The following is a 22,017-nucleotide window of genomic DNA, read 5'->3' as shown; positions in this document are numbered from 1 at the left end:
TTGACTTTCTGCAATAATAGTTTTCTACAAAAATAAAAAGACGGGAGCCCCGCCTTTTTAAGCTTCTTTACCTTCATGGATGTGAAAATACTGTATGTGCGATTTGACTACTGTTGTGTTTTCATCAAGCTGAAGTGTTGGGTCCTCAGAGGAGAGCTTCTTACAAAGCTTGTCATTCACTTCTCTTACCGAATGTCCTGACATTACACTGCCAACTTCCCCATTGGTAAGTATAAATTGCACATCAAACTCTTCCACGATCAATCCTCCAAACTAACGTTTTGGTTGAATTGGCTATACCCTGGTTAGCGATAGCCTTATGTATTCTATACCCTATCAAAGGTGTTGGTTAATCATGGTAAGATGAATTCATTCTATTTTCTTATATAATGTTACGACACAAAAAAACTGCCCGAAAGCAGCATAATTTTCCTATAAAAATAATAAATCTAAGTCAGATGGAACACTACCCACTGGTATGGTGGCTATTACCATATCTGTATTTCCATCAATAACAGACACATTATTAGAATACATATTTGCCACATAAATTCGATTATCTACTTTATTCACCGCCATTCCCATAGGATTGACACCGACTGGAATGGTTGCTATGACCATATTGGTTACCCCATCTATAACACTCACACTATTAGATAATGTGTTAGCTACATAAATTTTATTTGTTAGTTCATTTACTACAACGTTTAATGGGCCATCTCCTACAGCAACCGTAGCAATCACCATATTCGTAACTGCGTCAATGATGGATACATCATGGGAGGCTTTGTTGGTGACATATACCCGGTTTGTTACATCATTTACGGCTACTCTTTGAGGTAAATCTCCTACATCAATTGTAGTGACAACGTTGTTGGTCGCTGTATCAATCACCGTAACCGTTCCTGAGCACGTGTTTACGACGTATAATCTTCCTTTTTGCATCCCCATACTATACACCTCCTTTAAGGAAAGGGAATTACCTTCTTGTGGATTGATTACTTCATGGAATTGTTCCTCTTCATCCAACCACGATGATTCATGATCTTCCTATATAAATTCTTATCAAGCTGGTAGAAGCCTTTCACCTCTGGTTGTCTATTTACCTCAAAGATATAAATAAGACCATCTGCCGTTATTCCAAAATCAACACCTAATTCTTGATCAGCTATCTCTTTTCCGATACAACTAACTGCTAAAGTAGCTAAAGCATCCAGTTCTTCTTTTTTGGCAGTTAGTTTATTTCTTGGCATCTGAAGAATTTCTGATAGTAAGATATCTGTAGTTATTACTGTTCCTTTTCTAGATCTGTTCACCACGCCATCTTTAGAAGAAGAAGGAGCTATAACGCCGAGAGACCCACCGACTACCCATTTTTCTCCTAGTTTTTGCATGTGATGTCTAATAATCAATGGTGTCCCATCTGCTCCTATACTTGGAATAGCTTCCTGAACAATATAATCATAATAATGACCAATCGATTGTAGCGGCTGCAGGGCTCTGGTAATGGTGTCCATGTCCCCAACTACCTGTATGGGCTGACCACCGATACCATATCCATGTAATGCATACTGGTTTGCCTCCATCTTTGCTAATTTATATACACCTCTGCCTTGCCCTGACGTATTATGTTTAACGTAGATAGTATTGTAGCTATTTAGCATTTCATCAAGCGCTTTGCTTGAATAGGTAAGGGTGTAGGGAAGGTGTGGTGTTATGGAGGAACAAGCTTCCAGCTGTTCATACTGCTCTCGTTTTCCGATTGAATCCACTATACTCCCTCTTTCTTGTTATTCTGTAGTAGATTCTTTCTTTATCTTTCTTCTATTTTCCATAATCCTCTTCCACATGGAAGCATCAATGGTGTGAAAGGAGGCGATTCCAGCATTTTTGTTTACTTCAATAATGATGGGGATAAGCTGCTGATTCAGGGTAATATCAAGACCAAATTCTTTGGAGTCATAATGTGGCTCTAGCGATTGGCACGCTTTCTTACATACATCCTCCAATTGATCGAGCACCTTCACTCTCTGATCTTCTTGAAGGTATTGCTCAAAGAGTGCCTCAACAGATATAACCTGGGCACCTCGGCAGTTATTCACAATAGCATTTTCTTTTGTGTTCTCTACTCCAATCGATACGATATGTCCGGGAACTTCCCAAATTCCATTGACCCTTTGCACATGACTTCTAATTACAAAGGGAGTAGTAGGACCTGCTGCGCTCTCCACGGCTTGCTGAATGATGTATTTATCCTCCCGGCCTAGCCTCTCAAAAGGCTGGAGCAATTGATGAAAAGCGCTCGCTGACATATCCTCCTTCAGAAGCTGACCGCTAAATGTGTAGCCGTTTATTCTATACACACCCTGCTTCCTTTCGGTAACACGGTACACCCCTCTTCCTTGCCCAGATAAATCCCGCTTCACAAAAACGGAATGGTACTTCTTTACATACCTGCTTAACTCGGCTTTGGAATACTTGGAGGAATCAGGTAGATGAAATGATGTTTCCGGATTTTTCGACAACCACTCATACTGTTCCAGCTTTCCTGCCACAACGATCCCCCGCTTTCTGATTCCATCTACTATCAATTTATTCTGATTCGTGAACTAAGTGTGGGTTTTACGTTAGGGCATTCGACTATTTTCTACTTTCATCCAGTTGTCTGTATGTAGGTAAGAACACAAGCATAATTTGGGGTAGAACCATACCATTAACCTAGAGGAGTGATTTCATTGAAGGAAATATCTATCGTGGAGCTAATCCAGGTAGTACAAGGTACACATATACAGGGTGATACAAATTGGGTCATTGAGGATGCTATTATATATAACCGCCACCCACTAACAAGGGGGAAGTCACTTGTGCTTGTGTACCGAAAAGAGACTATACATTGGGAGGACATCGCTCCCTATACACCATGCGTATTGTTAGTCGATCGAGAGGTAAAGGATGTTCCACATCACCTGACAAACGTAACCATTATTCAAGTAAAAAGTATGATCCAGGCATTTTGGTCGTTTACGACGTATTATCGAAACCTATTCCATATTCCAGTAGTCGCGATTACGGGCACATGCGGAAAAACGACGACCAAGGAGATGATTAAACACATTGGGGAGGCTTTTTATCATGTGCATGCCTCCTACAGCAGTCAAAACGAACCTAGACGCTCCTTTCCGTATTTGATGGGAATGGAGGACAACACAGAAATGGCTGTGTTTGAAACTGGATTAGGCAATATTGGGAACATAAAGCACCAGTGTATGATATATCAACCGACAATTGGAATCATAACGAATATTGGCGCCCATCACTTGGATGGCTGTAAATCACTGGAGGGGTATATTGAAGCTAAAGGGGAAATGATAGAGGGCGTTCGGGAAGGCGGCCTTTTACTCATAAATGCCGATGATACCAATAGCAAAACCCTATCGCTCACTTCGTGTAAGGGGACTGTGCAAACATTCGGGATGAATCAAGAGGCCCACTATACAGCCAAAAAAGTAACTTATGCGCCAGGTGGTATGTCTTTTATAGTAGAAACTCCAGAAACGAGTTGTCAGGCTTTTGTTCCAGGGTATGGAGAACATCAAGTATATAATGCATTAGCCGCACTAGCTGCTATCCAGCACATGGGTATTGCTCTAGAAGCAGCTGTTCAACGATTAGCCACATTCCAAAACATGGAGCGTCATCTAGAAATCTCAACAGGGAAAAAGAATGCCACCATTGTTGACGATACATGGACGATTAACCCTACATCCATTGAAGTAGCCTTAGATGTAGTAGCTACGATTGGGGAAGAGAAGAACATTATAGTAATACTTGGCGACATAAACAGACTTGGAGATTACGAGGAGGAGTTTCATCATAAAATGGGCACCCTCGTTGCACATCACCCTGCCAAAACGTTAATTACAATAGGCAAGAAAGCAAAGAATATCGCTCTACAAGCTGAAAGGGATGGCTTTAAAGGTACTATTTATACGTTTGCTAATGGAAAAGGGGTTGAGGAGGTACTGTTGCCAATGCTGGATGAGAATACACTTGTTTTAGTTAAAGGTCCTATGAGCAGCAGAGCAATGATCGCTCTTGCACAACAACTGAAGGAACACAGCTAGCAGAGCAGCCTTTGCTAGCTTTTTTATGGAATAAATTACATCCTAACCGTGCTGGCTCCCTATGTTAAACTCAACATGTTACATAATAGCCAAACATAGGAGGGGACTATGCGAAACATTATATCCAGTATTACATTAGCAGTTTTCATCACGCTAGGCAGCTTCAGTTTACCTGTAACCACGATGGCTGCTGAGCCCGCTTCTGCAGCAGCACCTGCATCAGAAGGAGTGGAGGAAAAAGCAGATCAGTTGATAGCAACCGCTAAAGACCTTATCGGACAAGCGACGTATAGCACTTCAGAATACAAGAAAACCGCTCCTTATCAGTTTTCCTGTGCTACTTTTTTGAACTTCATTTTTGCAAAGCACGATGTACATTTAGGAACCTATAACGAGGATTATATGATGCAGCAAGGAATGGAAGTATCGAAGCAGGAGCTGCAAAAAGGTGATTTACTCTTTTTTGATGGGAATGACAACGGCAAACCAGACCATGTAGGCATGTATATTGGCAATCAACAAATGATTCATATGGCAGACGCCCAGCATGATATTATGATCTCCGATATTAATGGTAAATCATATTACACTGATCACTACATGTCCGCCAGGAGAGTATTACCAGCTTTAATGGATGAGAGCCCTGTTTCCACGGCAGATCAAGTAGTGAATAATGCCTATGATAGCCTCGATACAGAAACAGCCGAGAACGTTAAGTTCATAAAGGAAATCTACTCAAAGGAACAAATTTCCGTTAATGCCTCGAGTGTTAACAGCTTGATGAATAGTGGCTCCTCTGTCTCCAAGCAGGAGCTGCAAAAAGGCGACCTCGTCTTCTTTGGAGCATCATCAACGTCTAACACTCCATCTATCGCTGCCATTTATGGCGGAGAACACCGAATGATCGTACCTACATCGAATGGCGTGAAGAGTCGAGTCCTATTTGTACCGTGGTACGAGGATCGTTACTTAGGCGCAACGCGTCTACTATCGAAGGATAAGAAGGTTCAGTCCATTTCCACGAAAAAGGACAAGAGAATTGCACAAACAGCAGCAGATTTAGTTGGGGCAGGCTCATACGGATACGATTATGCTCCGTCTTCTTTAACGTTTACCCCCGCCGGCTTTACTCACTATGTCTATGCAGAGAATGGCATAGAACTATCATCTACTATGGCAGCTAATCAGGCAACAGAAGGCAATGTCATCTCAAAGGATAATCTTCAAGCAGGAGATTTATTATACTTTTCATTAGATGGAGAAGGGAAAGACATTCGACATGCAGCGATCTATGTAGGAGATAATCAGATGGTGCATATGACAAAAGAAGGTATAGTGAAAGAATCCATTACAACACCATGGGCACAAGCAAATTTCGCCACAGCACGTCGTCATCTATAAAGAAAAGTGGCTGAAACCTAACGATAAGCCCTAGTTATAAACCCAGTCATATGATTAAGAAAAATCCGAACTATCTCGAGATAGTTCGGATTTCTTTGTAGGCTAATACACTTCTGGCCCAGCCAGATACTTATATACCGTACGCTTTATCTCGATTAAATAAGGGCCTTATGTTCTCCATCCGTTGGTAGAAAAATTGTATGGAAGGACCGAGGCATAATGAAATGACAAAGGTACCAATGCCAATAGGTCCTCCTAATATAAACCCAGTAAACAGCAAGGAGAATTCATACATAATTCGGTTCACACGTAAAGACCAATGATTTTTACGCATTAACGTTTTGATTAAATCGTCCACAGGGATTTTGGGTAGAGAGGTATGAAGATACATACCGAGACCAACTCCCATTAACACTAACCCCACTACTAACAACAGCCAACGGAATAGCAAGAATTCCAGCTGTAAATCCGGAATAATATAATTCCAAAAATCAACAGTTACTCCTCTTAGCAGAATAGGTACAAATACGAATAATTCCGGTCTTGTCTTACTTAAGAAAGTGTTTAATGAAATGACTATGATGTGAATGAACATCATTCCTATTCCGACTGTAACAGGAATATGAGAGGATAGCCCGATGGCAACACTATCTGTCGTTCCCACTCCCACATCTGCCTGAATAAAACATATAATACCAAGGCTGGACACAATCATGCCTAATAGGTAGAAAACATAGTTCATTCTTTCCTTCCCTCCTTACAATCATGACAGCCTCTTTATTAAACCCTCTATCCCCTTCACCATGCAACTTATTTGTTCACACCAAAACGAAAAAGAAATTTTTCACTTTTCTGGGCAGGTGCCCATTCCAAAACCTACATTTCTTTATACGATGGAAGTATGTCATTCTTTCTTGGAGTTGAATTAAATGAATACTATTATCTTTATCGGCTTAAATAAATCCGGTTCCAGCCGCGATGCAGTACGTGCTGCATATGACCTTGGCTACCATACTATCGTTTTTACAAGAAATGAACGTAAAATAAAACAACGGGAGCAATACCCAGATGTCCACCAGCTATTTTGGGTGGAGGAACTTGATCAACACACATTAACGAAGGAAATAATCATGCTGCAGCAAAGAGGTTTTGTGATAAAAGCCATCTCCAGCTTCATCGATCAGCATGTTCACCTCGCCTCCACACTAGCAGACACCTTTTGTCCAGATCATCCATGCTGTACCGATGCCATTCATATTATGGAAAACAAACAAAATACTCGAGTTTATTTCTCTGAAGAGCCATACACCCCTAACTTTATACTAATAGACAAACAGGAAGATATAGCATCCATCCACCTGGATATATGGACAGACTACCCAGCCATGGTGAAGGTGTCCAAATCTACAGGATCAAAAGATGCATTACAGGCTGTAAATCTAGAAGAGCTCACCAGGAACATTCAAAAGCTCCGCAACAAATATCCAGAGGAAACCATTATTGTAGAGGAGTTCATAGACGGACCCCAATACTTAGCCGAGGTACTCGTCTTTAACGGAGAGATCCACTTAGCCGCCATTATTGAACAAGAAATTACGAAAGGAAAACGTTTTATCATTACAGGCTATGGCGTACTAGCCGAATGCGATGCTGACATAGAACGAGGTATCAAACGAGTTGCTGCCTCTATCGTACAATCCCTTCATATGACCAATGGCACCTTCCACCTAGAACTGCGCCACAAACCAAACGGCTGCTGGAAGCTAGTAGAAATAAACCCCAGAATATCAGGGGGTGCCATGAACCGTATGATTGAAGCAGCCTTTGGAATCAACCTTGTTAAAGAAACCTTAAAAATCCAGCTTGGTGAAGCACCAGATCTCACCAAAACGAAAGAACACTTTGTATTTACCCAGCACATCTGCATCGCCCGCCAAGGAATTCTAGAACGCGTCCTCGGAAAAAACAAAGCCCTCCAATCAGAAGGAGTGGTAGACGTGTACATCAAACCAAGAAAAGGCACCACCCTCTTCCCACCAATGTCCATGGGCCACCGTTATGCTCATGTCATCGCCATCGGCTCCACCCTTGAAGAAGCCACCCATCGAGCCAAACAAGCAGCCAAACTCATCCAATTCCACCTCCATACCTCCGATACCTTGACCGCCATATACTGATTAATGGAAAAAGAAGCGCTGGCAGACTGCCAGCGCTTCTTACAGATGAGATGGGGAGCGAGGGGCGGGTTTTCTGCCATAATTAGCTCTATTTCCGCCATGGTCAGCCCCTTTTCTGTCGTGCTCCCAACTCTTTCATAACTTTCTATTAGACTATTTTTATTTATAGCAGTCCCTAATCTTCTCCTAATAACCTCTTCTTTCTACCATGCTTCAGCATTTCTTGATACATGGATAAATCATCTAATTGCTTAAATAAGGAGAAATCGGGAACGAAATTTGCCTCAATAATCCATATCTCTCCCTTTTGATCAACTCCGATATCGTATCCAATCGCTCGCGCATCTGCATAATAGTGGGATAGGTGATAAGCTGTACGTAGAGCCAGCTGATTAATAGATTGTATCGTCTCCTCTGTCAGCACGGTATGTGACTCAAGATAATGCTTTGTCACGTTTGTCGTAATGTAGCCATCATTGGCAACTCTAAGAAGTGATCCAGTAGCAATCCATTGACCTGTATCCTTTTCTCGCTGCACCATCACTCTTACATCAAAGGGAAGCCCATTATATTGCATCAATGCTAGCCTCGGTTGAATCATATAGTGACTCAGCTTCATCACGTTGCGCTTTACAAATGAATACGCATCAGAAAGACGGTGAAATGTAAACTGCTTTTGCTTCACCTGGACTAAAAATTTGTCTCTCTTTACCCTTTCTATACTCGCAATGCCACGTCCCCCTTGTCCCTTGCTCGGCTTGAAAAGAACCGCCCTATTCGGCTCCATCCATTCCCTTACATTTTCTAGAGTACAAGGAAGCGTTTGTGGAAGATGGGATACTATAATGGGGTCAGCTGCCATCACTCCATACAACGTCCATTTTTGCTTTAATAATCCAAGGTGTACTTCCTCAATTCCTATTGTTTCCCCATCACAGCCTACCTCAATAAAAACTTCCTTTGTTTCTGAATAACAGGAAGCTAAAGTCTTCCCAACTTCCCTGCAAAGCTCAGGAAGTCCTTCTTTATACTCCAGACACTCCTTCATACAAAATGCTCCACGCTTATAAGTAAGTACAGCAACGTGCACTGGTTCGCTCTCTACGATTTTTACCATATACCGCTCCGGCCAATTTCGGTCAGCTTGTAAAATATAATGCTTATTTAATAGAGGAAGATTGGAAATATACTCGTACACTTGGGTAGCTCCAGCGATGTCCACCTCCTCCTCCGATGTTCTGACTCGGTAAAGATGATTTTCCAATCGCTTTACCCACAGCCAATCAAATGGTCGTTCCCCATAGCATGGTTTTAAAACGACATGGTCATATGCTTGCAGGAAAGAAACAAACGCCCTTTCTTTACATAAAGCAATGTCTGGCAGAAAATGCTTCACATCTTGGTTAGCTCGCAGTGCTTGCATAATACTCCATCTACCCTTTGACCTTTCTCCCATCCCCAATCCCCCTCTCTATGTAAAACAAGGAGAGAGTCCCCTCCCTCCTTACACTTCCCCAATCGTATCAGATAGAAATTTTACGGTATCAAACATATGCGTTTTGCTAGCACCCTTCACCAATATCGTATCATTATCCTGCAGCCGTTCCATTAATGCTTCGTGCATCTTCTCCTTATCTAAAAAATGCAGGATCATCTCTTCCTTGATTCCAGCGGCTTTTGCAGCAATTCCGATAGCATCCGCTCGATATCCATAGGTCACCACCATATCAATATTTTTCTCTGCTACATATTCTCCAATATGCTGATATTGAGCGTCGCGCAAATCACCAAGCTCCCTCATCTGTCCTAATATAGCAATTGTTCTACCCTTAGCAATATTAGCCAATACATCCACGGCAGCCATTACTGCTTGGGGGTGGGAGTGGACCGTATCATCAATCATGGTCATATTTCGGTTAAGATGATACATCGTCATCCGACGTGGAGGCTTTTTAAATAATAAGCCCGATTTAATCTCTATAGGGGAAAACCCTAGCTGATCAGCTATTGCTACAGCATTCATCGCGTTATAGACATGGTGTTCACCGAAGATGGGGATGAACAGTTCATGCTCCTCGTGCTGTAATTCCATTGAGAATGTCATTCCGTTATCGGCATAAGCAATACGAGAAGCACGGTAATCTGCATCCTTGTATATCCCTGTCGTAATAATCCGCCCTTTAAACTGGTCCATTTCCAATAATTGCGAATGCTCATTATCCTTATTGATTACCAATAATCCATCCTGCTTCATACCATGAATAAGCTCTGATTTAGCATGAGCAATTCCCTTCACATCACCATCAAAATTTCCAATGTGCGCCATACCAATATTGGTCACTATACTAATGTTCGGCTGAATAATGCTACAATGCTCTGTTATCACACCAGGGTAAGCCATCCCATATTCCAGTACGACTGCCTCATGGTTATGGCTGATTTCCTCTGCATGCTTTTGAGTATGCTCCGTCGTATTCCAATAGTCCTTTGACTCAAATACATTCCATCTAGTACTAAGCACAGAGGCAAGGAACGATTTAGTCGTGGTTTTCCCCGCACTCCCCGTTACCGCAATAATCGGTATATCCCGCTTCTTCATTTTTTTCTGCTTAAACGCAAGTATCTCCCGCTTTATCTTCTCCTGATATTGAGCTAGATACATAGCATATAAGATAGTGTTCCTTACTACATCCATCTCTAAATAGAAGGTGGGAGGACAGCCCGGGCGCCAGTTAACCTCGTAAATCCATAGCTTTCGCTGTGTATCGAGTCCAACATCTATCCCAATCTCATCAATAACCTCCTGGTATTGCACCATCTGCAGCTCATCTAAATGCCGTGCAAGAGCAAGACCGAAATATTCCAGTGTCTTCTTTATATTAAACGCTTCCTGCTGAAATTCCTGATGGAGAAAAGGGTCCAGATAATTCGTGTAACCACCGTTATTAATGTTCGTAATAATAGTACCTTCTGGTGCAATTCGAGGGTAAATCGCCGTATTCACCCACTTACCAGCACCATCCTTCTGCACGTGAATGCGAAAATCATAAGCAAGCCCCGACTTCGTTCTGCTTCTAATATACGGTTGAACAATATACGCTTTTTCCGACAACAGATCCGTCATCCTATTAATAAAGGAGGCTAGATTCCACCTTTCTTCATGAGAGGATTGATTGACTATGAAATGAAGCTGCTCCTTAGTAATATAATAAATGTCCTGCCCTTTTCTCCCGTCCACTGGCTTCACAACTACATCCGAGAAGGCTTCCATGAAATGGAGTAATTCTTTCGGTGTTTTCACCACTTTAGAAGGGATTAAGTATTGAGCAAAGTCGCCCGCTTCTTTCAACCGCTCATTCACCCGCCATTTATTTCCGATAGAATGAGTTGTAAAGGGCACCTTCTCCTTCAGCTTCCGAAGAACGTCCATCGCTTTACTTAGCTTCTCTGGACTACCTGTATTATAAATTACATCGGGAAACCTAGTACGACGCGGCTTCCATTTACCATCTTCATATACTAAACCAGATATCGTCTCACTTCCAAAATGAACCATGCTTGGTGTGAAATAAATAAAATCCGCTCCCTCCGCTTTAGCCACAATAGCGTAGGCATAGGATTTGATTACGGTCTCAGGATCCTTTCTGTGATGCAGCATGCCGATTAAAGTCATCTGACGATAGACTCCCTTCTCTCTAACATCTCCTTTAATAGTACATTCTGGGATAGGCTTCGCTGCTACAAAAAAACGAGAAAGGATTTTATTATTTTGTTCACCAATTTGGGCGTATGTCATATTCTAAAAATGTAAAGGAGGAGGTTAATGATGACGAGTATTCAAACGTATGAGGAGCCTTGTATATTGGATGCCTTATTAGAACTGAAGAAGCAGCAGGAACAGCTCGAAGGGTGCCCATCAGACGTATATAGCAGCTTGCTATGTAAACTGTTAGATATAGATACCATCCCATTCACCCTTCAATGCAAAGACTCCCTGTTAACTCTTTATGGAGCTACCTCTAAAAAAGGGAAGCTACATACCTTTGAAACAACCTACTTCCGCATTGAACAAGTTCACCTAAAGAAAAAAACAGCAACGGTTTCCTTGCTTCTTCCTATTGATATGCATGAATGTGTCGCTAAGCATCATAAAGATATGTTCCGATTAGAAAAAACCAACTCTACCACGGTCATTGATACTCGCTGTATATGCGCCATCCACTGCCTGGATATCAATCTCCTCAAGAAGATCATCATAGAGCCCAAATGGTAAAAAGGACTAAACCAGTGTACACGTTTAGTCCTTTTCCATACTTAATTTACGGCAAACCCTCGCACACTATTCCGTCCTGATCACTGCCATCTAACCGATGTGGATCCTCCTTGGAACCTCCTGCTTCTTGGAAAAAGTGCTGCGCCTCCTTCTGAGAAGAGAAATCACTGCAATCCCTGTCCGCACCAAAGGGATCATATGAATGCTCCTCTTTTGCCTTGTCAGCCTCCACATCCTTTCGGAAGCCTCCATCCTCTGTTTCCTTCACATACCCTTCTATGCTCCAAATACGCTTCCCTTGCTGCTTTGCTTTTTGCTGTACCTTATAGTATGATTCTGCCCTTTCCGTATTCGGTTCCCATACATAAGCCACTCGGGCTAATCCTTTCTCAATAAGAGATTTATTAAAATCAACTCCGTTCACATGTAAATAAACAAGCAGCCTGTCATATGTATCTCGCTTGGATTCATCATAATGTAACGTAACATTCTCCCCAGAAAGCGTCTCCTCTGCATAAGCAGCTGCTTCAGGTCCAAATGCCTGCACAGGCAATTCAGGATGCTTCGTCTCTGGAGTATCCACTAATAACAAACGCACTGTTTCCTTTGTACCATCTGCTAATTCCACCTTCATCGTATCCCCGTCTACCACTCTGGTGACAACGGCCTTGTCCGATGATGCATCACCGAGCTCACCGCAGCCAACTAACACCAACAGCAGAAGTAAGGACAATACTATCCCACGTCTAGCCATAACATCCACTTCCCCTTAGCTTATTTAAAAATAGCCCGCATTCTTCTTCACGTGAATGCGGACCATACATAGTAAACCTATTCTTTATCCTGCGTATCTCCCGCTTGACCAGCTTGCTGTAGAAGCTCAATCAAATATTCAGGAGACACTCCCTTTTGCTCCATCTGATTAATAAACGGCAGCCATTTTTCATATTTACTGTTCTCCTCATCCGTTTCATCCGGATCCTCTCCGATAAAATGAGACAAGGATTCATTATACACTACCGCAAAATCTCTAATTAGCTTAAGGGAAGGCGTCGATTCCCCATTCTCTATCTCTGCCAGCTCCTCCACACTGACCTTTACCTTCTCACTCAAATCCTCTAACGAATCTCCATGTTTTTCTCTAATGTGCTTCATTGTATTGCTATACGTAGTCAATATTACACACTCCTTTCACACAACTCTCGTCTCTCTAGTATCTCATACTTGAACCTTTGTTGTATTCCCATTCACCTTAGGAGACACATATGAAACCGAAAACCTAAAAACAGCGACCCAGTCAGCACTAGGTCGCTGTTCATTATTCGTATTCCTTCTCCATTGCCTTCGTACTCCGAACTGTATCGATGGTGCGAACATACTCCTCAATTTCCTTACGCTTTGGTTCCAGCATAGGAGGCAGGGATAAAATTTCACCAAGCGTCTCATAGGGCTCATCACCCATGAACCCAGGTCCATCCGTCGCAAATTCAAACAAGATCTGTGGAGCCACCTTAGCATAAAGAGACTCAAAATAATGACGATTCACATAGCCAGAGGTAGGATACCCAAACTTCGGCATCCGTTCAATCCAAGCCTCTAACGCCTCTCTGTCCTCTACACGAAACGCAGCATGGTGAACCGTTCCATACCCTTGCCGCCCAGGCGGCAGCACATTATTATACTCCACAATAACTTGCGCGCCATTGCCACCAGCACCAACTTCAAATAAACGATACGCACCCTCACGCCCTATCTCAGTAAATAACAGAACCTCCTCCAGCATCTTCTTAAAGTAGTCCACATCATCTACACGAACATGAATAGGCCCTAAACCAGTAATCGCATACGCCAGCGGAATCGGTCCAGCTTGCCAAGGCGTACCAGCAGGAACACCCTCATTATGTTCATCTGACACCAACTCATAAGACTGACCATCAAAATCCACAAACGGAAGCACCTTCCTCCCGAATCGCTCCTGAATACCCTTATGGCGAACCTCCAACCGATCAAACCGCTTCACCCAATAATCCAAAGCATCATTACTCGGCACCCGAAACGAAGTCCTCGAAATCTCATTCGTACCATGCGACCCTTTCGGAATACCCGGAAAATCAAAAAACGTCATATCCGTCCCTGCACTACCCTTATCATCCGCAAAAAACAAATGATACGTTTGAATATCATCCTGATTAACCGTCTTCTTCACCAAACGCATCCCAAGCACATACGTAAAAAACTCATAATTCTTCTCCGCACTACTCGTAATCGCCGTAACATGGTGGATTCCTTTTAAGCCATATTCCATACCTGTTCCCTCCATATGATTTTCTATTTATATTTACACAACGCAATATATCTCGAATTCAAGATAATTGTATAATGTGTGTGGAGGGATGTCAATTTTTAAGGTTTAAGAGTTTTCACCGCTATGTCTATGCACACGATTTAAAGTAAAACAGTCGTGAAGATCATACTGTCAAGAAACGCAAAAAACCGTTCCCCACAATTACTGTGAGAAACGGTCTATACTATTAATATATTCACTTACATTACTGTTCGAAACAAGTACCGGTGGCCGGGGTCGAACCGGCACTCCATAAGGAACACGATTTTGAGTCCCACAAAAGTACGATTATGTAACGAAAGCAGTCATATCAAAGTAAGTTGAATACTTAAGAAAATTTGCATTACACGATTATTGATAATTATGCCTCTGCTACATTAAATCGTCAAGAACTAATGAACTTGTTTATTGAAAATCGCTTGTCCCATTGCTTTATATTTTTTTATTAATATACTTTCATGTGCTCTTGCTAAACTTACTTCTTCAAACTCTGCGACTATCTGATATTGTATTTTCCCAGATGCCATTACCTCTCGATGTAACGGGTTTCTTCTATTAGTATATCTTCTGCATCTGTACCAGATACCACTACCTACATAAACGACTTTTCCATTTAGCCAATGTTCATATACAATGTAGTGATCATCTTTTCTTAATTTTGCAGGAATAAGCTGATATTTCTTTATTAATTGAATAACCTTCTGAAATGATAAACCATATATGCTTGCAATATCTTGATTGGTCATTTTATCTAATAAGTGATCTTCAAGTTGTTCTTTTGTAGGCAGCACCACCAACATCTCCAAATATGTTGTATCATTTTGTGGGTAAGTGTAAAGTAAAACCGAAAAATAGTCTCTTTCTCATCGCTTAAAAGTTTGTGGGCTGTCTACCTTATGAATATTGCGTTTATACTTTTCTTTATCTTTTCTTAGCAAGTCTCTAATAAACGGAGACTCGGTTCTTTGAAGCCCCCCCATATGAGGTGGAAGTGATAATTGTTTAGCAGTTTCAGAGTCTTTAATCCAATCAAGAGTAATCTTTTTAGTAACTCTGTTAGGAGATATGTGAATTAATTTACCATCACTTGAATCTGTTGATGTAAAAGAACCGATCTCCCTATCTAGTTCACCCATCTTAGATGTTTTCCTATTCTTATAGTGCATTTTTTTGATGTAATCTTCCTTCACTCTTTGGTTTAAAAACACATTATTATATGCGTTTAAATAGAATAACTCATTCAAGCGATCAACATCTCTAGCTCTATGTAACGTTAAAGCACCTTCTTCCGCCCCAGGAATATTGTAGGCAACGCTATCATATAGCAATATGCACTTATGTGGGGTAATTGGGAAAAACAATTGCAACCCTCTGGTAATATAACCAAAACCCCTATCCTGGTAATTTCTTCCTATGTAAAAGGAATTGTAACGAACTAATGGATTATCAGAAGTAATAAACTTCCTAGGGGTTTTATGTACTATTATTAACGGTTTCAAATCTAAAACCATTGGCACGCTTTCTAATGCTATTCCTATCCCTTGATTAGCAGGTTCCTTTATTTTCACATCGAATGAATTTGTATCAAGATGTTTGTAGTCAGGATGCTCTTTGATCATAGTCTTAGCAACAAAGTCAGTCATCCGTTCTGTTGAGTTTGCATTTTTTAAGTTTCTACCTTCACTAACTAGTAAAAAAGCTACCATATGGTGATAATTCTCAGGTTCATGTTCTGGGCTTGGAAACTTATTTGTTTCGTCAATTTCCCTAATGATCTTAGAAGCTTGTCTTTCTATATCTACATCTAAAAAATTTTCAATTACCTTATCTTCTCCATAGAAGTTATTTTTTTGGCACATATCTTTTATTGAAGCAGTGCCAATATATTTGGAATTATCAATGCTTAATGTGCTTATTGATTTATCTGTTTCCGAAAAATTTCTAAGGTAAAATTTTGGAACATAATGTTGTCTGCCTTTTTGCCCCATAATTCCCTCCCCCTCTGTAACACTCATCATCTTTATAGAATAATTTGAATTACACTATAATTCTACCACATCAAAATCCCTATAAACTAACTACTCCACATTTAATTGTGAAGTTATATGTATAGATAAAATCCCCACGATTAATATACCGGGGGATTTCCATGAGATTATAAAATTAATATTTTATTTTAGGAAGTGAAATCCTTACTCTTCTATTTCTTTTTTTTGATAAGTCATTCCCTTTATGTCAAATACTTTAACATCGGTACAATCAAATAGCTTAGGATTAAAAACAGCTAAATTGAAGCCCTCTGGGTTCATAGTACTCTTATATTTTATTCCATCGTATCCCTTACTTTTTAAGTAATCAGAAATATATTGGGTTGGTAAATAATCAAGAGTACCGTCCCCTCTTCTAAGAGGCTTAGCAATTTCATTACTAATTTTTCTTAGATGCTTCTTATTAATAGCGTGTTGCTCCAAACCAATATCTGAGAAAGGACTAATTTTATCTAGGTTAATAAAGTCAATCACTTCAATATCTTCATTTAATTTAAAGGTACCAATTGTTATGTAATCATGAGTCCCTGCTCTTATTTCGTGAATAGTAGTATCACGATCATTAGATAAATAGAGATAACTTATTCCCAATGGATTCACCCTACCGTCAGAGGCTTTACCCATTGGGGGGGGACCCATTTCGTCAATAGGAATGCCTTCTTCTTCCTCAGAAATTCTTGCTCTATATAATGTTTCTCCTTCTTTATAAGGTACTTTTACATAATCACAGAATATATCCAACACTTCAATATTAATAAAATTAGTGTGAAATCTATTGTGAAACTTAATTTCATCTACGAAACTTTTCCAATCGTTTGTTTTTAACAGTGAATTATCCTTTAGGTAATCGCTATCATTTAATTCCAAGATGCCAACAGCAGCATCAAAAAGTTCAGGAGTTTCATTATATTTATCTATACATATACTTTTTATTAGTGAATGAATTTTTTCTTTTTCAATATTAAACACATTCCACCTATCGTGGAGATCATCTTTAAGAAAGTATTTTTTTTCCATTGGATAATCATCAGGTAATTGAAATTCAGGAGTATATATTTCTAATAAACCATTAAAATTGTCAACTAACTGATCATTTTGTTCAGTATCATACATATAGCCATTTCTTTTTCCACAAGTATCACACTCGTTTTGGATTCTTTGTCCAATACCTCGTATAATAGCTTTTATTTCGGAGTCCTTAAAACATTTATTACAACAAATCATTTGTTGTGTACTCCATCAAAATATTGACTAATCAACTCAATATGATGCATAATTGCAAGTTTCTTAACTGTACCTAAACCTGGATAAGTTTCATTGGAGCTGTGCTCTACAAATTTTTCCAAACCATATGTATTTATGTTAGTAGCTTTTTTCCATTCCACTAATTTCCCCAAAGCCTCTCCAAATTTTCCAGCTGGATCATTTATATCTTCATTTGAGTTTGAAACAAAATGTTTAACTCTTAAACTATTATCAGTATCAAAATACACTATGTGAATTGCTACAGCGTAGGGTGCAAATCCAGATTCAGAATATTCTTCACCTACAATAGAGTAATCTGAATAGCCCATAAAGCCTTCTTCTTCAAAATATAAATGATCCTCGGAGAAAGCTCTGCTATCAATAGCTTTGTAATCGGCGTTTCTTGCTTCCTTTTTGAATCTGTCCTCAATTAAAACTGGATTAACGTTAATTTTTCTCTTAAACGCTCTTTCTTCCGGTATTAGTGCGTACCTCGGATTTTGAGTTTCAAATATTTCAACATAGTTGCTTATAAAATCTTTATTTTTATTAATAACTATAAGTTCATTTTCTTTTACGCCACTATTAAACAATTCAATTAACTCATTATTACTGTTTTCATTCATTATATGAGAAATAACAATGCTCTTATTCTCGAGTGCTTCACTAAAATCCTTTTTCCATCCTTCTTTCTTCGAAGTAGAAATATCTTTTTTAAAATTACCCACTTGTGGGTTTCGTATCACAGCTAAATCCTTTTCTTTCTCTATAAACATACCCATAGTCTTCAGTAGAGTTGCCGAAGGTTTTATCGGTTCAATAATAGGCAAAATTTTATTATTGATTAAGTCTTTTTCTGCTAACTCTCGCAAAGCAAGAAGTTCGTACTGCCTTCCCCTTAAATAAGGTAAATACATTATTGTTCCCTCCACTCTCCATTTAAAAAGTTATTTAATTTATAGTAGTCATTTTTTCTGAATTTAGAAAAATAAACCATAAACTTTAGTTCATAAGGAACCTTTTCGTACTCCTCTTTTTCAGTCAAGCTTCTTTGTTTAAGTTGGGTAAGCATGTATTTATAAGCAGTTCCTTTGTCGATTTTAGTAAACCATTTAAAGCACTCTGTATAGTAACTAAATTGAGTAGTAACAGGTAACTCTCCAAAATGAGTAAGCAATAAAGACTCAAACTCATTCTTTCTTAACATTTTAAACATAACATCATATTCTAATTTGGAATTATCTTCTTGAGGATCTTGTCTGGTACTTATTGTATTTCTACTCGTTAATACGCAAATTCCTATTTTAGTATCTGTGAACATTCTTTTTGCTTTTGGGTAGTTTGATTCTGAAGTAACTAAACAAACATGGTTGAAGGCTTTATAGTAGTCCTCTATTTGATTATTTAACCTATCGAATGTATCTAGATCAGTTTTTATTTCATACGCTGTTGCTTTCCCATTAATTAAAACAAAATCAACTTTAGATTTATTAATTGGTATTTCAGTTAAAGCAGTAGTCGTATTTAAACTGTGTCTGCCCAATAACAACTTATTTAAGAGCGTGTTTTTATAGTAATACTCGTTTCTATATTCTTTGTTGAGGTAATTATAAATTTCACTTATTAGAGCCTTATTACTCATTGAAGTGTAATTTTCAACATATCTTTCTACACAATTCTCAAATAAAGTATTATCATTTTCATTTATTAGGTCCACAAATATATTACGAGTAAAAAGCCTATTTAAAAGTAAATTATTACTCATATTTATGTTCCCACCTTACTTTTAGTTAGAAATACTCACCTATATCATAGCATATGACAACACTTAAGTAATTAATTATAGTCTTATCTTTATTCAAAGATGTTCTCTACAAATAAATGGATATACATAAAAAATTCTACTTGCCTGCTTTACATTTTCATTTTATGCCATATAACAATGCTGGAAAAGCAAACTAAATGGAGGTTGTTAAAATGATCGACCCAATTTTATTGTCAAACATAATTTTTCAAGCAGAAGAGATAGTAGAAAAGAGATGGGAAGAAGTAGGTCCAACGTTTACAGCTGCAGGAAAGACGAAAAAGATGGTTAAAGAACAATTCTTCGAAAAAGTACTCAATGAGCTAGTCTTTGAAGGAACCCAGTATGAAATTGTGGAAACTAAAATCTCTACTTCTTCAAAATGATTCAGCATATACATCGATAAATTTACTATTGTAGATAAAATTGTACTTTTTAATCAAGTTATTTAAGATAATTAACATTTTGTCTGAACTTTCTCCCTCTAACACATAGCATTAAATTTCTTGATTATCTAAAGTTTCTATAATTTTTGTGAGCATGTTGGGAATCTCTAACTGTAGTAATTCTAGCACCTTTTTTAATCAAAACAGCATATCCATCTTGCAAACTACCAACAATACATGGAACATCTTCAACATCACCAGCTTCAAGGGAATTGGTAATTACAACTTCTAATCCAAATAGAGTATAATTCGGTTTTCCATTTTGTACATAAAAATTACCACCTACGATTAGAGGTTGAATGTTGAGTAAGGAAAATGCCTTGAAAACACAAAAAGACGCCTTCTCACATTGACTGTAAAAAGACGTCTATTACTATATTATATCAAGGCAATTCAATTCTAATTGATTATATTTACGAATCGTTTCAAGTACCGGTGGTCGGGTTCGAACCGACACTCCGTGAGGAACACGATTTTGAGTCGTGCGCGTCTGCCAATTCCGCCACACCGGCATGAAGTTGGAGGCGGTAACCGGATTTGAACCGGTGATAAAGGTTTTGCAGACCTCTGCCTTACCACTTGGCTATACCGCCCTATGTAGAATCATTATATTACATGGTATGTAGATTGTTCAAATATTAGACTTAAAATAAAAATGGAGCAGAAGACGGGATTCGAACCCGCGACCCCCACCTTGGCAAGGTGGTGTTCTACCACTGAACTACTTCTGCATCTGAGTTGGCTGGGCTAGCTGGATTCGAACCAGCGCATGACGGTACCAAAAACCGTTGCCTTACCGCTTGGCTATAGCCCAAATATGAAAATGGGGCGACTAATGGGATTTGAACCCATGCATGCCGGAGCCACAATCCGGTGTGTTAACCTCTTCACCATAGCCGCCATAATATTGGCAGGGGTAGTAGGACTCGAACCCACATTGGCGGTTTTGGAGACCGCTGTTCTGCCTTTGAACTATACCCCTACGCACATATAATTTTTATTAAAAATGGTGGAGGGGGCAGGACTCGAACCTGCGAACCCAGAGGGAGCGGATTTACAGTCCGCCGCGTTTGGCCAACTTCGCTACCCCTCCATATAAAAAGAGAATGAGAGTGCAGGCCAGAGGACTTGAACCCCCAACCTACTGATTACAAGTCAGTTGCTCTACCAATTGAGCTAGGCCTGCGAAATAGATGGTGGCTCGGGACGGAATCGAACCGCCGACACACGGATTTTCAGTCCGTTGCTCTACCGACTGAGCTACCGAGCCAGTCTATATGTATAATGAAAATGGCGGTCCGGACGGGACTCGAACCCGCGACCTCCTGCGTGACAGGCAGGCATTCTAACCAACTGAACTACCGGACCAATTTGGTTGCGGGGACAGGATTTGAACCTGCGACCTTCGGGTTATGAGCCCGACGAGCTACCAGACTGCTCCACCCCGCGATGATATAAAATGAAATTGTAGAAATGGTGGAGGATACTGGGCTCGAACCAGTGACCCCTTGCTTGTAAGGCAAGTGCTCTCCCAACTGAGCTAATCCTCCAATTTTTAAATGGTGACCCGTACGGGATTCGAACCCGTGTTACCGCCGTGAAAGGGCGGTGTCTTAACCACTTGACCAACGGGCCAGAAAGTTTATCTGGCGGAGAGCGAGGGATTCGAACCCTCGAGACCCCGGTAAGGGTCTACACGATTTCCAATCGTGCTCCTTCGGCCACTCGGACAGCTCTCCATGGCTCCAACGGCAGGATTCGAACCTGCGACCAATCGGTTAACAGCCGATTGCTCTACCACTGAGCTACGTTGGAATAGTTGCTAGCCTGGCGGCGTCCTACTCTTGCGGGGGAAAACCCCGACTACCATCGGCGCTGAAGAGCTTAACTACTGTGTTCGGCATGGGAACAGGTGTGACCTCTTCGCTTAAGCCACCAGACCTTGCATCCTTTAAGTAACGGACAGAAAATATTATATCTTATATCTTCCGCTTTTTCAAGGGATAATTTTAAAAAATGTGTACCTTGAAAACTAGATAAGAATCATTATCCGGCATCGAGATCTAGCTCCGGCTCCTAGGGGCTAGCGTCATAAGCAATAATCCCTCCAGAGGCTTATCGCCTCCTCCGGTATTTTTGCTTATGCGTACGCCCC

20 protein-coding genes, 15 tRNA genes and 1 rRNA gene are annotated in these 22,017 nt (G+C 40.1%); 5 read left to right on the top strand and 31 right to left on the bottom strand.

The window, feature by feature from the left end; genetic code table 11:
- Nucleotides 1–57 precede the first annotated feature (57 nt).
- The 4 genes from ACFFGV_RS06830 to ACFFGV_RS06815 all read right to left on the bottom strand — a co-directional run bounded on the left by ACFFGV_RS06830 (nucleotide 58) and on the right by ACFFGV_RS06815 (nucleotide 2,555).
- On the bottom strand, nucleotides 58–258 hold the full coding sequence (locus ACFFGV_RS06830; protein ID WP_377345935.1) for a hypothetical protein: 201 nt from the start codon (nucleotides 256–258) through the stop codon (nucleotides 58–60).
- A 174-nt stretch (nucleotides 259–432) separates the two neighbouring features.
- Nucleotides 433–951, bottom strand: coding sequence for a YncE family protein (locus ACFFGV_RS06825; protein ID WP_377345933.1), 519 nt, complete (start codon nucleotides 949–951; stop codon nucleotides 433–435).
- A gap of 47 nt (nucleotides 952–998) precedes the next feature.
- A complete protein-coding gene (locus ACFFGV_RS06820; RefSeq protein WP_377345931.1) occupies nucleotides 999–1,772 on the bottom strand; it encodes a YheC/YheD family protein in 774 nt (257 codons plus the stop codon).
- Nucleotides 1,773–1,790: 18 nt separating this feature from the next.
- Complete coding sequence (locus ACFFGV_RS06815) at nucleotides 1,791–2,555, bottom strand: YheC/YheD family protein (protein ID WP_377345929.1); 765 nt, start codon at nucleotides 2,553–2,555, stop codon at nucleotides 1,791–1,793.
- Between the two features lie 180 nt (nucleotides 2,556–2,735).
- Here ACFFGV_RS06815 and ACFFGV_RS06810 point away from each other — a divergent pair, with 180 nt between their 5' ends.
- Together ACFFGV_RS06810 and ACFFGV_RS06805 are read left to right on the top strand one after the other, a co-directional pair.
- On the top strand, nucleotides 2,736–4,124 hold the full coding sequence (locus tag ACFFGV_RS06810; protein ID WP_377345927.1) for a UDP-N-acetylmuramoyl-tripeptide--D-alanyl-D-alanine ligase: 1,389 nt from the start codon (nucleotides 2,736–2,738) through the stop codon (nucleotides 4,122–4,124).
- Between the two features lie 108 nt (nucleotides 4,125–4,232).
- The gene (locus tag ACFFGV_RS06805) at nucleotides 4,233–5,525 is read left to right on the top strand and encodes an NlpC/P60 family protein (protein WP_377345924.1); all 1,293 of its coding nucleotides are present in this window, start codon (nucleotides 4,233–4,235) and stop codon (nucleotides 5,523–5,525) included.
- Between the two features lie 130 nt (nucleotides 5,526–5,655).
- Here ACFFGV_RS06805 and ACFFGV_RS06800 read toward each other — a convergent pair whose 3' ends face one another.
- Nucleotides 5,656–6,267: a YczE/YyaS/YitT family protein gene (locus tag ACFFGV_RS06800; protein WP_377345922.1), complete on the bottom strand. Its 612-nt coding sequence runs from the start codon at nucleotides 6,265–6,267 to the stop codon at nucleotides 5,656–5,658.
- Nucleotides 6,268–6,454: 187 nt separating this feature from the next.
- On the opposite strand from ACFFGV_RS06800, the gene ACFFGV_RS06795 reads away from it, so the two are divergent.
- A complete protein-coding gene (locus ACFFGV_RS06795; protein WP_377345920.1) occupies nucleotides 6,455–7,702 on the top strand; it encodes an ATP-grasp domain-containing protein in 1,248 nt (415 codons plus the stop codon).
- Nucleotides 7,703–7,877: 175 nt separating this feature from the next.
- Here the strand turns inward: ACFFGV_RS06795 and ACFFGV_RS06790 are convergent, their stop codons facing one another.
- Complete coding sequence (locus ACFFGV_RS06790) at nucleotides 7,878–9,158, bottom strand: YheC/YheD family protein (protein WP_377345918.1); 1,281 nt, start codon at nucleotides 9,156–9,158, stop codon at nucleotides 7,878–7,880.
- 48 nt (nucleotides 9,159–9,206) lie between these two features.
- Nucleotides 9,207–11,498 carry a YheC/YheD family protein gene (locus tag ACFFGV_RS06785; RefSeq protein WP_377345916.1) on the bottom strand — a complete coding sequence of 764 codons (2,292 nt, stop codon included), beginning with the start codon at nucleotides 11,496–11,498 and terminating at the stop codon, nucleotides 9,207–9,209.
- A 27-nt stretch (nucleotides 11,499–11,525) separates the two neighbouring features.
- Here ACFFGV_RS06785 and ACFFGV_RS06780 point away from each other — a divergent pair, with 27 nt between their 5' ends.
- Nucleotides 11,526–11,975: a CotY/CotZ family spore coat protein gene (locus tag ACFFGV_RS06780; RefSeq protein ID WP_377345914.1), complete on the top strand. Its 450-nt coding sequence runs from the start codon at nucleotides 11,526–11,528 to the stop codon at nucleotides 11,973–11,975.
- A 46-nt stretch (nucleotides 11,976–12,021) separates the two neighbouring features.
- Here ACFFGV_RS06780 and ACFFGV_RS06775 read toward each other — a convergent pair whose 3' ends face one another.
- The 8 genes from ACFFGV_RS06775 to ACFFGV_RS06740 all read right to left on the bottom strand — a co-directional run bounded on the left by ACFFGV_RS06775 (nucleotide 12,022) and on the right by ACFFGV_RS06740 (nucleotide 19,377).
- Nucleotides 12,022–12,729, bottom strand: coding sequence for a thermonuclease family protein (locus tag ACFFGV_RS06775; RefSeq protein WP_377345912.1), 708 nt, complete (start codon nucleotides 12,727–12,729; stop codon nucleotides 12,022–12,024).
- Nucleotides 12,730–12,806: 77 nt separating this feature from the next.
- The gene (locus ACFFGV_RS06770) at nucleotides 12,807–13,151 is read right to left on the bottom strand and encodes a helix-turn-helix domain-containing protein (RefSeq protein ID WP_377345909.1); all 345 of its coding nucleotides are present in this window, start codon (nucleotides 13,149–13,151) and stop codon (nucleotides 12,807–12,809) included.
- 142 nt (nucleotides 13,152–13,293) lie between these two features.
- On the bottom strand, nucleotides 13,294–14,280 hold the full coding sequence (locus ACFFGV_RS06765; RefSeq protein WP_377345907.1) for a ring-cleaving dioxygenase: 987 nt from the start codon (nucleotides 14,278–14,280) through the stop codon (nucleotides 13,294–13,296).
- 431 nt (nucleotides 14,281–14,711) lie between these two features.
- On the bottom strand, nucleotides 14,712–15,119 hold the full coding sequence (locus ACFFGV_RS06760; RefSeq protein ID WP_377346467.1) for a hypothetical protein: 408 nt from the start codon (nucleotides 15,117–15,119) through the stop codon (nucleotides 14,712–14,714).
- Nucleotides 15,120–15,182: 63 nt separating this feature from the next.
- Nucleotides 15,183–16,307, bottom strand: coding sequence for a DUF4238 domain-containing protein (locus tag ACFFGV_RS06755; RefSeq protein ID WP_377345904.1), 1,125 nt, complete (start codon nucleotides 16,305–16,307; stop codon nucleotides 15,183–15,185).
- 204 nt (nucleotides 16,308–16,511) lie between these two features.
- The gene (locus ACFFGV_RS06750; protein ID WP_377345902.1) at nucleotides 16,512–17,591 is read right to left on the bottom strand and encodes an RES family NAD+ phosphorylase; all 1,080 of its coding nucleotides are present in this window, start codon (nucleotides 17,589–17,591) and stop codon (nucleotides 16,512–16,514) included.
- Nucleotides 17,588–18,529, bottom strand: a complete 942-nt coding sequence (locus ACFFGV_RS06745) for a sce7725 family protein (protein WP_377345900.1) — start codon at nucleotides 18,527–18,529, stop codon at nucleotides 17,588–17,590. The genes ACFFGV_RS06750 and ACFFGV_RS06745 overlap by 4 nt, the downstream gene beginning before the upstream one ends.
- Nucleotides 18,529–19,377, bottom strand: coding sequence for a sce7726 family protein (locus ACFFGV_RS06740; RefSeq protein ID WP_377345898.1), 849 nt, complete (start codon nucleotides 19,375–19,377; stop codon nucleotides 18,529–18,531). The genes ACFFGV_RS06745 and ACFFGV_RS06740 overlap by 1 nt, the downstream gene beginning before the upstream one ends.
- Before the next feature lie 212 nt (nucleotides 19,378–19,589).
- Here ACFFGV_RS06740 and ACFFGV_RS06735 point away from each other — a divergent pair, with 212 nt between their 5' ends.
- The gene (locus tag ACFFGV_RS06735) at nucleotides 19,590–19,802 is read left to right on the top strand and encodes a hypothetical protein (protein ID WP_377345896.1); all 213 of its coding nucleotides are present in this window, start codon (nucleotides 19,590–19,592) and stop codon (nucleotides 19,800–19,802) included.
- A gap of 490 nt (nucleotides 19,803–20,292) precedes the next feature.
- Here ACFFGV_RS06735 and ACFFGV_RS06730 read toward each other — a convergent pair.
- The 16 genes from ACFFGV_RS06730 to rrf all read right to left on the bottom strand — a co-directional run bounded on the left by ACFFGV_RS06730 (nucleotide 20,293) and on the right by rrf (nucleotide 21,802).
- A tRNA-Leu gene (locus ACFFGV_RS06730) sits at nucleotides 20,293–20,374 on the bottom strand.
- A 7-nt stretch (nucleotides 20,375–20,381) separates the two neighbouring features.
- Nucleotides 20,382–20,455: transfer RNA gene (locus ACFFGV_RS06725), tRNA-Cys, on the bottom strand.
- 63 nt (nucleotides 20,456–20,518) lie between these two features.
- Nucleotides 20,519–20,593, bottom strand: a tRNA-Gly gene (locus ACFFGV_RS06720).
- 8 nt (nucleotides 20,594–20,601) lie between these two features.
- A tRNA-Gln gene (locus ACFFGV_RS06715) sits at nucleotides 20,602–20,676 on the bottom strand.
- Nucleotides 20,677–20,686: 10 nt separating this feature from the next.
- Nucleotides 20,687–20,762 (bottom strand) — tRNA-His (locus ACFFGV_RS06710).
- A gap of 8 nt (nucleotides 20,763–20,770) precedes the next feature.
- A tRNA-Trp gene (locus ACFFGV_RS06705) sits at nucleotides 20,771–20,844 on the bottom strand.
- Nucleotides 20,845–20,869: 25 nt separating this feature from the next.
- A tRNA-Tyr gene (locus ACFFGV_RS06700) sits at nucleotides 20,870–20,955 on the bottom strand.
- A 20-nt stretch (nucleotides 20,956–20,975) separates the two neighbouring features.
- Nucleotides 20,976–21,048: transfer RNA gene (locus ACFFGV_RS06695), tRNA-Thr, on the bottom strand.
- An 8-nt stretch (nucleotides 21,049–21,056) separates the two neighbouring features.
- Nucleotides 21,057–21,132, bottom strand: a tRNA-Phe gene (locus ACFFGV_RS06690).
- Between the two features lie 21 nt (nucleotides 21,133–21,153).
- Nucleotides 21,154–21,230 (bottom strand) — tRNA-Asp (locus ACFFGV_RS06685).
- Between the two features lie 4 nt (nucleotides 21,231–21,234).
- Nucleotides 21,235–21,311: transfer RNA gene (locus ACFFGV_RS06680), tRNA-Met, on the bottom strand.
- Nucleotides 21,312–21,336: 25 nt separating this feature from the next.
- A tRNA-Val gene (locus tag ACFFGV_RS06675) sits at nucleotides 21,337–21,412 on the bottom strand.
- A 10-nt stretch (nucleotides 21,413–21,422) separates the two neighbouring features.
- A tRNA-Glu gene (locus ACFFGV_RS06670) sits at nucleotides 21,423–21,497 on the bottom strand.
- 12 nt (nucleotides 21,498–21,509) lie between these two features.
- A tRNA-Ser gene (locus ACFFGV_RS06665) sits at nucleotides 21,510–21,601 on the bottom strand.
- Between the two features lies 1 nt (nucleotide 21,602).
- Nucleotides 21,603–21,677 (bottom strand) — tRNA-Asn (locus ACFFGV_RS06660).
- 10 nt (nucleotides 21,678–21,687) lie between these two features.
- Nucleotides 21,688–21,802, bottom strand: a 5S ribosomal RNA gene (rrf, locus tag ACFFGV_RS06655).
- Nucleotides 21,803–22,017: the final 215 nt, after the last annotated feature.

Source organism: Pontibacillus salicampi, assembly GCF_042434395.1.
GTDB lineage: Bacteria > Bacillota > Bacilli > Bacillales > BH030062 > Pontibacillus > Pontibacillus salicampi.
This window is presented reverse-complemented; position numbering and strand designations above follow the sequence as displayed.